The sequence below is a fragment of the Thermoplasmata archaeon genome (genome assembly GCA_038729465.1).
GTDB lineage: Archaea > Thermoplasmatota > Thermoplasmata > Thermoplasmatales > ARK-15 > JAVRLB01.
In genome coordinates this window covers 1-10,566 of sequence record JAVYRZ010000033.1, presented here as the reverse complement: position 1 = coordinate 10,566, position 10,566 = coordinate 1, and the positions used below count along the sequence as shown (strand labels likewise).

The window sequence follows — 10,566 nt, the reverse complement described above, 5'->3', positions numbered from 1 at the left end:
GCAGTTTTAGAAATGCTGGCTGCAATGGGCGGCTCGTTTTTCATACCGGTAGTAACATATTTTAATGTGAATGTTTATCTTTTGTTTTATCTATCTTCAATACTTGCATTAATCTCTTTTTTATCGGCCATGCTCATCAAAGATTATCACATAAGAAGCAAGAAATTGTTACCGGCTCTGTCATACAAGAGAATATTCAGATTGAGCATCCCCACAATACCGTGCGGGCTTGGATCAGGTTTGATTTTGCCGATATTGTCATTATGGCTGAAGCTCAGATACCATGTTTCTACTGCCACGCTCGGTTTACTGTTTGGAACGATAAACATAGGCGTGGTAATAGCCATATTGCTCATGCCATACCTTGCCGATTACGCGGGTAAGTTAAAAGTCATTGTACTGTCACGGGTTATCGCATCCATTTCCTTACTGTTAATGGCGTTTTCTCCATTTTTTATGCTTGCCGCAGCATTGCTAGTATTGAGAGGTACATTCGCGATGGGTGCAGTGCCAGTAAGACAGTCATTTGTGATGACAAACGTGCATGAAACAGAGCGTGCAACCACAAACGGAGCTACCTCGCTTAGCCGAAACAGCGCTTCTTCAGTCGGACCCTTGTTTGACGGGTATCTAATGCCTATAGATATCACGCTCATTCCGTTAGTAGGTGGAATAATAACAATGTTTGATCCTTTGCTCTATTACCTGATGTTTAGAGATCAGTGGAGAAAAAAATAGCAGAGATACAAAAATTGCTAAAAAATAGTATAAAATTATAATTTTTTGCAAACAATTTTTATTAATTGAATATTGATTCCGCACCTTATGACAACTACATATAAGGAAATTGAAGAATTTGCAAAATCGTCGCTTGGAGAAATGCCAGAAGTAATCAAACTTCTTGCAAAGTACAATGAAAATGCAGCAGTAGAACAGTTTAATGAAAATATGACTCTTTATCTTGGCAGACGCAACATACCTGTCAAAATTTCGGCATTGATAGCAATGGCAGTAGCATTAGCAAACGGCCCCAAAGAATCGGCAATGATTCATTATAAGTTAGCCAGAAACTTTGGTGCTACTATAGAGGAGATACTAGACACAATGCGCATTGCAAAGATGGCTTTGATGTCTTCTACGCTCACAACAGTATCATATACGTTCCCTGACATTCTGAAATCAAGACCTGTAAATCAAACCGCTGCAGAAAAAGGAGAGGCTGAAAACATTCTGAAGAAACTTGAGCTAGAAGCGGGATCGGTGCCAGATCGCTTAAAAATCCTATCACAATATTCAGTAGAGCTTTTAAAAGAACATTTGAGAGAGAAGTTTGAGCTGATCCAGTCTCCGTTAAAGCTCGAAAAAAGATACGTGTTTTTAATTGCTTACGCTGTCAGTGCTTCGATACATGATTATGAATGTGAAAAAGTATATTTAACCCAGTACTTCAAGATTGGCGGTACAGTTCCAGAGCTATTAGACACAATCTCAATAATCAGGTTTATAAGCGGAAACAGAGCGTTTGTGAACGGTCTGGAAATTTTGAGGAAGATGGATCAGAGTCCAAACAAATAGTAAAATATATTTACTGATTGAATCTTTACTAATTTCAATGTTAAACATCAACCTGATCAGAGACAACCCTGATATATTGCGAAAAAGCCAGCTACGAAGACACGCAGATGAGAAAGTCGTAGACAAAATCTTAGAATTAGACAAAAGTTGGCGCGAGAATCTGAAGCGCATAGAATCATTAAAGAGAGAGAGAAACGAAAAATCAGCACTGGTTGCAAAGCTGGTAAGAGCGGGTGAAAAAGAGGGAATAGAAGAAATCAAAAACATGATGAAAAACATAAACAGCGAGATTGAAAAGCTAGAAACAGATGTTACTAGCCTGAAAAAAGAGCGTGATTCACTGTTATGGAACGTGCCTAACATCATTGACGATGCAGTTCCAGACGGTGTCGATGAAAGTGAAAACGTGCCATTTAGATTTTGGGGAGAGGCACGAGTATACAACGAGGATCTAGAAGCATTTAAAAAAGAGTCGCGAAACCAGATGCAATACAAGCTGTTGAACAAGAGACCAGAGAGCCATGTAGATATACTAGAGCAGTACAATCTCGGCGACACTTTGAGGGCTGCAAAAGTGGCAGGTGCCAGATTTTATTACCTGAAAAACCAGCTTGTGAACCTGGAGCTTGCATTAGAACAGTTTGCAGTTGAGCATCTTGAAAAAAAAGGATTTGAGATCGTAGAGCCTCCGTTCATGCTAATTAAACGAGCGATAGACGGAGCCACAGATTTCACTGCGTTCGAAGACACGCTATACAAGATTGAAAATGAAGATCTGTACCTGATCGCAACGTCCGAGCATGCAATTGCGTCGATGTACATGGACGAGGTGTTTGAAGTTGATTTGTTACCGCTCAAGATTGCGGGCATCTCCTCATGTTTCAGGAAAGAGGCGGGTGCGCATGGCAAAGACACAAAAGGCATATTCAGGGTCCATCAGTTTAACAAAATCGAGCAGTTTGTATTTTGTGAGCCAGAACAATCCCCAGAGTTCTTTAATACATTGATCCAGAACGCAGAAGAGATATACCAGCAGTTGAACATACCGTACAGAGTCATAAAAATTTGTGCCGGAGACCTGGGAAATGTAGCTTCCATTAAATACGATATAGAAGCATGGATGCCTTCACAGGGAAAGTTCAGAGAGCTAGTATCATGTTCAAATGTCAAAGATTACCAGAGTAGGAGATTAAACATAAGATTTCGAAAAAATAACGAATATCTTTATCCGCACACATTGAACAGCACTGCGATTGCGACCACGAGAACCATGGTAGCAATACTGGAAAACTATCAAACTGAAGAAGGAATAAAAGTACCGACCGCACTTAGAAAGTACCTAGATTTTGATTTTATCTCTATGCACCGTTAAATTTTCAAAGGTTTGCCATGGCCGGACAGAATAGTTATAGGTGCATAGCTTTCAATAACCTGCTTAGCCTTTATTGCATCGTCCATGTTGGATGTGTACTTTTCTATGATCTTCAATTCTCCTTTCTGGTTCACCACCGCATCTCCCACAAACATGACCCTCTCTTTTTCATAAAGGATCGACACACTTCCAGCAGTGTGCCCGGGTGTAGGTATTATTTTCAGCTCTTTTAAGTTCAGTTGCTCAAAATCGCTCACGTTTTCCAAATACTCTGGATTGAGATTAAATAGCTTCATTAGTATCCTAGTGCTAAATGATGCAGCAGGCTCAAATGACTGATGACCCTGTATGACCGGCACCTCGATCTTTGATGCATAAACTCTGGGCTTAAACGCATCATATACCCTCTTTAAAGCGCCAATATGATCCAGATGATAATGTGTGATCAATATGTAATCAGGTTTTATCTTGTTATTTTTATAATATTCTATGATCTTTTTATAGTTGCTTTTTACACCAGAATCAATCTGGACAATGCCCTCGTCAAGCTTTACAACATAGACATTTGCTGAAGTTTTTTCAATTAAATCCACTGTATCAGTAATCTTCATATTAAACAAAATATAGGTTTATAATATTTTAAACTTTCGAATATTTTATTAATATATATTTAAACTTATATATTGATACAAAAAATAAAAATTAAGAGATCTCTAAATTTATACCTCTTTTTTTGAGCCTGCTCATGATCTCGTTGAACATAGGTTCATCAAATCCAAAGTACTCTGGCGCTTTCACGCCCGTGCCCTGTATCTTATTGTCTATCAAAAGCTCTGTGAGCACCACTGCTGGAAATCCGGTCATCTTTGACATCGATGTGAGGTTATTATATCTGTCATAATACTCAACGTATCTGATCTCTTTATTGATCTTTCCTTTAGCACGAACTTCCAAAATACTTAGATCTTCAATTTTCATTTTCAATTTCTTTTCAAATAGCTGCTCTGAAATTATTCTAGGACTGCAACCTTCAGTTTCCGAAAAATAGCCCATGTCTCTCAAAAACTTTATTTTTTGCAGGTGCCCAGGATATCTGTACGTTTTTTCGAACATGTCTACATCTTTTAATGTGAATAAAAGAGTTCTCAGCCCGTCTGAATAAAACGCTTCAAGGTCTCCAATGCCCGGAAACATTCTCTTCTCAATATCCTCAAGCGGATCTACGCTCACTATCTTTTTGTTTTTTACAATTCTTGCAGGCCTGTTGTACTCATCAATCAGCCCGCTCACGCTCCATGTAATTGCATAATCGAGCGGTGGCACTTTCTCCTGCGGCAATCCGCCTACGTAAATCTCAATGCTCTCAGGCTTGTATTTTTTGTAAAAGTACGCACTGATAATATTGGTCAATCCCGGAGCATAACCAGCATCAGGAATCAACAACGCTTTTTGTTTGGTTGCCATATCGTTGAGGTCCATGGCGTTTTCTGGCATGAACGATACATCTACAATTTTCTTGCCCTTGCTCAAAAGCTTTGATATAATAGGATAAGAAACGTTGCCAGGCAGCGTTGAAACAACAACATCCGCTTTTGTTATGAGCTCGGGAAAATCGAAAATATCTCCTTTCACAAATTTGCCGGTAGAAAAATCATCAATATTGCGTTTGTCTACTACTACCACTTCATCTTTCAAAGATAGCTCTTTTGCCACAATTGATCCAATCATTCCATAGCCGAGTACAATTATCATAGTGAAAGAGAATGTATAAAACGCTATTTAATGTTTTTCTGAGTTTCTCACTTTTTTGTTGTCATCTAGTCATATAAATATTAGAACGTACAGGTTATCTTAACTTTATTTTTGGACACGATAGCAAAGTTTAAATTTTGAAAATTGATAGGGTATATAAGGATACATATTAGGAATTAGTGTAGATCTGAACGATATGATACACTAAGACGTATGTATCCTACAGACATGCCTTGGGCTTCTGCAAGAGAGTGGTGAGTCATCATTTCAATGAACTGCAGATCAGCAAGACATGCCACAACCCCGGCTGATAGGGTTAAGTGTTGTGATAGTATGATCTGCACGGTTACAGCCGGGGTACAAGTATCCATTTTCCAAAATATTTTTATATGATGTTATTTTTATTAAAATCATCATGGAGGCTTTAGTATTTATCAGCTCTATCGCTCTGATCATTATTATAGGATACATTGGACAGCTTGCGTTTCAGAAATATAGAGTTCCTGATATAATTATATTGATATTGATAGGATTGATAATAGGACCTCTCATGCATATTGTTTCACAGTCTTTATTTGTAAATTACATATCGATCATTGCGGATATAGCGCTAATAATAATACTATTTGATGCAGGATTGAACCTGAAGTTTATAGAGCTTGCCAAAAATTTTAAGAAAACAATCATACTGACCGTACTGTCTTACGGCAGTATAGCTGCCATCATAGCAGTAAGCTTGTATTACCTGAATGGCTGGGCTATAAAAGATTGCCTTATATATGCATTCATTCTTGCAGCGCCGAGCGTCACGGTCTTGTCAGTGTTGATCAAGAAGCTGGATCTGGATGATAGCACCAAACATATTTTCATACTTGAGTCTACTATATCAGATATATTGACTGTGGTACTGGCTATATCGTTGCTTTCTTTCTCATCGTTCAATTATTCATCGATTCTGACTGTCTCAAAATCGCTGCTTGAAAATTTCTTGGTGGGCATATTTTTCGGAGTGATTGTGGGGATATTGTGGCTCGAGCTTTTGAGATTGGTTGAAAAATGGGAGTTTAGCTACACGCTTACGCTTGCAGTGCTGTTTATCTTGTTTGTGGTATCTCAGATGGTCAGCAGCAGCGGCATGCTGGCAGTGGTCACATTCGGCATAATACTCGGAAACAACGATGAAATCAGGTTCATATTTACAAGGAACAAGTATATTAAAAACATATTTCCTTTAAAAGAATGGAAGATGAGCGATCAGATCCAGGTATTTCATTCTGAAGTTACATTTTTCATTAAGACCTTCATGTTCGTATCGTTAGGAATATTGATTACTATCAACATCCTTTCACTGAGATCTCTGTTGCTGAGCACCCTGATCCTCGCCATAATATACTTAACTCGCTACATAATAGTATCACTGGTCAAATTAAAAAATAGCGGATACATGATTTTTATCATACCTAGGGGATTGACACAGGCGGTCGTGGCACTTTACGTAGTTGCTCTTTACACAGATACTGCCATGAACATGCTGGTAAGCATTGTTGTTACCGTCATAATTGTCTCGAACATTGTTTCTTCTACATACCTGTTCATAAAAAGAAAAGATGTTTCACAGAACCCTAAGCCTTAGTCCCTCCCATTTTATCCTGTATCCCATGCTCTTCAATATCTCGTCCGGCACGTATCCTCGAGATTCAAGATACTCTATTATGCGGTCTGAATCAGGATATAATGCTTCTATGTCTCTCTTTATTTTCTCGAAATCATTTTCCTTTTTATCATATTTATATTCAATATATTTAGTAATCTTATCCCAGTCAATGTTATTTTTAAAACATATTTCACCCTTCACGTTTTTTTCGTTGTTTTCAATGTAGTAGAATATCTCCCAGTTTATGTGATTAATATGCATCAGCTCTTTTATTTTCTTGTTTTTATCCATATATATAGGCCTGGAAATATCAATATATACCTTAGTTCCTTGAATCTCAACACTGTAATCTGCAATATATACCTGCCCGTCAATTATGACGGGTTCTGCCTTATCAATTCGATACTTGAGATCCGGCACTTTTGGCTCTTCGATCTTTGCGAGCGGCAGATAATAAGAAACGCTACTGTTCAATGACAGCAAATACTCTTTCTTTTCTTTGCTGCTGTCTTTCAATACTATCTTAGCATCAATGCGCCATTCATGCATATTGACTAGATATCGCAATAACAGTGCAAGCCGAGCACCATACCGTTCTGTCTGCTCCAGCACTGAGATCGGACCGTTCACAATAATCGCGTTTTCATGATCAATAATATATAAGAGCCCCAGACTCTTCATCTTCCTGTATATCATGCTCCAGTTTTTAGCCTCTGATATTTTCAGTTCTACGCTCTTTAATACTATTGTTTCCAGCTGCTCTAAATTAAACTGTTTTGCCAGCATGTCTGGATCTGCATCATACACTTTTTTCAGTACGTATTCACTCTCTTTGTCTGCGTACATAGCCTCTTCTATATCATGAGCAGAAACGTTGTATGTCTTTGCTACTCGCTCCAGTATCTCATATTTTTGCTCTGGTGCTACTGCAGGGTTTTGAGCTTCGCGAAAGATAGCTTCTCGAACCTGCTCAGAATCCAGTGTTGAAGAACGCTCAAAGTCAGAATAACGAAACAGCAACAGCGCCAGACCCTTTATGAATTTGGGGTTTTGAGACTTGAGCTCTAGAATCTTTAATCTGTCTTCAATCTCTGACCTTTTAGAGTTTATGCTTGTTTTAAACAGATCCAGTACTCTAATACAGTAATCTGTGTTCTCTGCAGTGATAAATATAGGCCTGATCGTGCCGGCTCTCGATTTACGAAACATCATCAACGCTGTCGGGAACACCTTTTCTCCTCCGTCTTGAAGTATTGTACTCTGATGTTTTCTTTGCTATTATTTCGTACAGTATCGCTTTCTTGTTCTCTTGCGGCCTGAGTATGCGCCCAAGCCTCTGTCTGAACTGTCTAGTACTGCCAGAACCACTTAACACTATCGCAATAGAAGCATCTGGAACATCCACACCCTCATCCAATACGCGTGATGTTGCTAGCGCAGTGATAGAACCATCTTTGAACATAGATAAATATCTCTTTCGCTCTTCTCCCGGAGTCAAATACGTAAGCGCTGGCACAAGAAACTCTCGAGATATCAAATATGCAGTATCTGTGTCTTCAGAGAAGATCAGTGTTTTCTCATTTTGATGTTTTGAAAGCACATATCTTACTGCATCTATTTTCACTCTTGCACTGAATGCTATAGATCTTGCAGTTCTCCACGCAAGCAACGCTTCCCTGCCTTCAGGATTCCATGAGCTCAATATGAACTTTTCAAAGTCCCAAGGACCCCGCATCTGGATCCTGTGCTTTCTTAGGTACCTTAAAAAAATAGCATGGTTCTTCTCATATTCCTCCTCCTCTTCAGGCGTGAGATCCACGGGTATTCTGATAATCTGGTAATCTGATAGATACTCACTGAGCTCTTCGTACCCCATCTCAAAAATCTTGCCGCCCATCACTTCTTCAAGATTCTTGTGAAGCAGGTCAGTGCGCTCATAAGTTGCTGTGAGCCCCAGCCTGTAGGGAGAGGCAAATAACTTTGCGATCTGTATAAACTGCGATGCTGCTAGATGATGTACCTCGTCTACGAGCAAGAACCTGAACTTATTGCCCAAGCTCTCTGCCATCAAATACGCAGAATCGTAAGTGCTGATCGTGATCGGCTTCAAATCTTTCAGTCCTCCTCCAAGCTGCCCGACCTCGACATTGAACACCGATGCAAGCTTATCACGCCACTGATGGATCAGTTCTATAGTAGGCGCAATAACAAGCGTGGAAGTTGACAACAACGATATTGCCTCAATGCCAATATGCGTCTTTCCTGCGGCGGTAGGCAGCACGATCACTCCATTCGCATCATTTTTAAGCCACATTTCGACCGCGTTTTTCTGATAGTCTCTCAATTTCTCAGTATGCTTGAAGTTATACTGTTGAGATTCTTCAAATACTGCATCTTCAACGTTAGAATACCGTTTTTTCAGATCTGGGTACTTGTATGCAGGTGCCCTATATAGCTGGATCCTCGCATCAAATACTAAATAGTCTGGTTTCTCAGCCGCTTCTTCCAGATCCTTAACGAGAATTGTACCTTTGTTATAATAGATCTTCATACTCTGTAACTTCTAAACATTTAAAATATATATAAAAAATAAAAAAAATTTAAACTCTATTTTTCAATGGCACAAATTCCCTTGATTCTGCACCTTTGTATATTGCTCTAGGCCTTATGAGCCGAGGTTGCTCTTCCACATACTCGATAAAGTGAGCCTGCCAGCCCGTGATTCTGGACAGCGCGAACAGCCCCGTATAAAGATTGTTTCTGAGCGGGAACCCCATTGACATGTAAACAATGCCCGAATAAAAATCTGTGTTTGGATATATGCCTTTAGCTCCAAACTGCTTAATTCCAAGACTATCAAGCTTTGTGGCAATTTTGTACATCTTGCTTGCTTCTGCATTGTTTTTGCTCAAGTTCTCTCCAATCGCCTTGAATATCTTGGCTCTCGGATCATAAGTTCTGTACACTCTGTGCCCAAATCCCATCAATCTCTTGTTTCCTGCCACTATATTGTCATTAAACCACTTTTCAACCTTGTCTTCTGATCCTATCTCTGCAAACTGCGCGATTGCCGCTTCTGCTGCTCCGCCGTGAAGTGGTCCTTTCAATGCTGCCAGCGCGGCAGTTACACCTGAGTATATATCAGACAGCGTAGATACTGCCACTAATCCGCCTGTGGTAGACGCCGGAACTTCGTGATCTGTGTAAAGCATCAACGCGGCGTTCATTGCTTCTATATCCTCTCTTTTTGGTGCCTTATCGAAAGTGGCGGTGAGAAAGCTTTGTGCAAAACTTTGAGATGGCTCTGGCAACTTTGGTTTTAGGCCCATTATGTGCCGGTATATGTTTGCGGTAATTGCAGACATCCTGCCAATAGAAAGCGCTGCAATCTCTCTGTTTGTATCTTTGTTCCACTTGAATTTTGTCTCTGCCGCAGCCATAGCCGCAAATGCGGTCATTTGCATTGCAACAGTGTCCGATTCTGGCGGTAACTTTCGTATCAGGTCAATCACGTAATCTGGCAATTTATACCCTTTCTCAATATTTTCTCTGAACTTTTTCAGTTCCTCTGCATTAGGAAGCTTTCCATAAAGAAATAGATACTGAATCTCTTCTACCTGAGCTCCGCTCTTTACAACATCCTCAATAGAATAACCACCATATCTCAAAATACCTTTTTCGCCATCAATGGTAGTCAGCCTGGTCCACTTTATTATTACATCTTCTAAGCCTTTGCTTACTTCTTCACTTTCTGGCATAAAAATACCTCCATGTATGATAGGATATCCTATTATTTATTTTTTTTTACAACAAAAATATTGTCAATTTTCGTCATATGGTACTGAGAAATTGTTAAATAGCTAATCCATGAGATTCTTGTCAAAGATGCAAATTTTTAACCTTCATGCCTCATCCTCTCGAAAATTCAGGCCCTATTTACCTTATATTAAATTAAGATGCCATAAATAATTTACAGGATTTTAACCTTTGAGCTGTTATCCATTCTGATAGCTGAAATAGATTATTATAACAAAAAAGGCAAAGCGGGCCCGAGGGGATTTGAACCCCTGATAGCTGGCTTAGAAGGCCAGTGCCTTATCCAAACTAGGCCACGAGCCCAGTGAAATGTTTTTTACCAGCCGCGATCTTGCAATTTCTGATCTGCCGGTATTGTCGAAATGTCCGTGCCTTTCATTGCAGACAATCCCTTCGA

The 10,566-nt window shown here is 39.5% G+C and carries 9 protein-coding genes and 1 tRNA gene; 4 read left to right on the top strand and 6 right to left on the bottom strand.

What is annotated here, in order from left to right; all coding sequences use genetic code 11:
• The 3 genes from QXQ25_06660 to serS form a co-directional block, all read left to right on the top strand.
• On the top strand, positions 1 to 738 hold a 738-nt coding region (locus QXQ25_06660), incomplete at its 5' end, for an MFS transporter (GenBank protein MEM0161383.1).
• Positions 739 to 825: 87 nt separating this feature from the next.
• A complete protein-coding gene (locus QXQ25_06655) occupies positions 826 to 1,575 on the top strand; it encodes a carboxymuconolactone decarboxylase family protein (GenBank protein ID MEM0161382.1) in 750 nt (249 codons plus the stop codon).
• Between the two features lie 37 nt (positions 1,576 to 1,612).
• Complete coding sequence (gene serS, locus QXQ25_06650; protein MEM0161381.1) at positions 1,613 to 2,947, top strand: serine--tRNA ligase; 1,335 nt, start codon at positions 1,613 to 1,615, stop codon at positions 2,945 to 2,947.
• Here serS and QXQ25_06645 read toward each other — a convergent pair.
• Together QXQ25_06645 and QXQ25_06640 are read right to left on the bottom strand one after the other, a co-directional pair.
• Positions 2,944 to 3,558 (bottom strand): MBL fold metallo-hydrolase, encoded by a 615-nt coding sequence (locus tag QXQ25_06645; protein ID MEM0161380.1) that lies wholly within the window; start codon positions 3,556 to 3,558, stop codon positions 2,944 to 2,946. The two genes, serS and QXQ25_06645, sit on opposite strands and share 4 nt — an antisense overlap.
• Before the next feature lie 91 nt (positions 3,559 to 3,649).
• Complete coding sequence (locus QXQ25_06640; protein MEM0161379.1) at positions 3,650 to 4,699, bottom strand: saccharopine dehydrogenase C-terminal domain-containing protein; 1,050 nt, start codon at positions 4,697 to 4,699, stop codon at positions 3,650 to 3,652.
• A gap of 415 nt (positions 4,700 to 5,114) precedes the next feature.
• Here QXQ25_06640 and QXQ25_06635 point away from each other — a divergent pair, with 415 nt between their 5' ends.
• Positions 5,115 to 6,332 (top strand): cation:proton antiporter, encoded by a 1,218-nt coding sequence (locus tag QXQ25_06635; protein ID MEM0161378.1) that lies wholly within the window; start codon positions 5,115 to 5,117, stop codon positions 6,330 to 6,332.
• Here QXQ25_06635 and QXQ25_06630 read toward each other — a convergent pair.
• From QXQ25_06630 to QXQ25_06615, 4 genes are all read right to left on the bottom strand, one after another.
• A complete protein-coding gene (locus QXQ25_06630; protein ID MEM0161377.1) occupies positions 6,312 to 7,583 on the bottom strand; it encodes a DUF790 family protein in 1,272 nt (423 codons plus the stop codon). The genes QXQ25_06635 and QXQ25_06630 overlap by 21 nt on opposite strands.
• The gene (locus QXQ25_06625) at positions 7,552 to 8,904 is read right to left on the bottom strand and encodes a DEAD/DEAH box helicase family protein (GenBank protein ID MEM0161376.1); all 1,353 of its coding nucleotides are present in this window, start codon (positions 8,902 to 8,904) and stop codon (positions 7,552 to 7,554) included. Before QXQ25_06625 ends, QXQ25_06630 begins: the two co-directional genes overlap by 32 nt.
• 49 nt (positions 8,905 to 8,953) lie before the next feature.
• Positions 8,954 to 10,111, bottom strand: coding sequence for a citrate synthase (gene gltA / locus QXQ25_06620; protein ID MEM0161375.1), 1,158 nt, complete (start codon positions 10,109 to 10,111; stop codon positions 8,954 to 8,956).
• A gap of 286 nt (positions 10,112 to 10,397) precedes the next feature.
• Positions 10,398 to 10,472, bottom strand: a tRNA-Arg gene (locus QXQ25_06615).
• Between the last annotated feature and the right edge of the window lie 94 nt (positions 10,473 to 10,566).

What these genes read in the sequence shown, in the direction of transcription:
- serS (MEM0161381.1), top strand. Translation starts at nt 1,613, where the DNA reads ATGTTAAACATCAACCTGATCAGAGACAACCCTGATATATTGCGAAAA.
- QXQ25_06625 (MEM0161376.1), bottom strand. Translation starts at nt 8,904, where the DNA reads ATGAAGATCTATTATAACAAAGGTACAATTCTCGTTAAGGATCTGGAA.
- QXQ25_06635 (MEM0161378.1), top strand. Translation starts at nt 5,115, where the DNA reads ATGGAGGCTTTAGTATTTATCAGCTCTATCGCTCTGATCATTATTATA.
- QXQ25_06655 (MEM0161382.1), top strand. Translation starts at nt 826, where the DNA reads ATGACAACTACATATAAGGAAATTGAAGAATTTGCAAAATCGTCGCTT.
- gltA (MEM0161375.1), bottom strand. Translation starts at nt 10,111, where the DNA reads ATGCCAGAAAGTGAAGAAGTAAGCAAAGGCTTAGAAGATGTAATAATA.
- QXQ25_06640 (MEM0161379.1), bottom strand. Translation starts at nt 4,699, where the DNA reads ATGATAATTGTACTCGGCTATGGAATGATTGGATCAATTGTGGCAAAA.
- QXQ25_06645 (MEM0161380.1), bottom strand. Translation starts at nt 3,558, where the DNA reads ATGAAGATTACTGATACAGTGGATTTAATTGAAAAAACTTCAGCAAAT.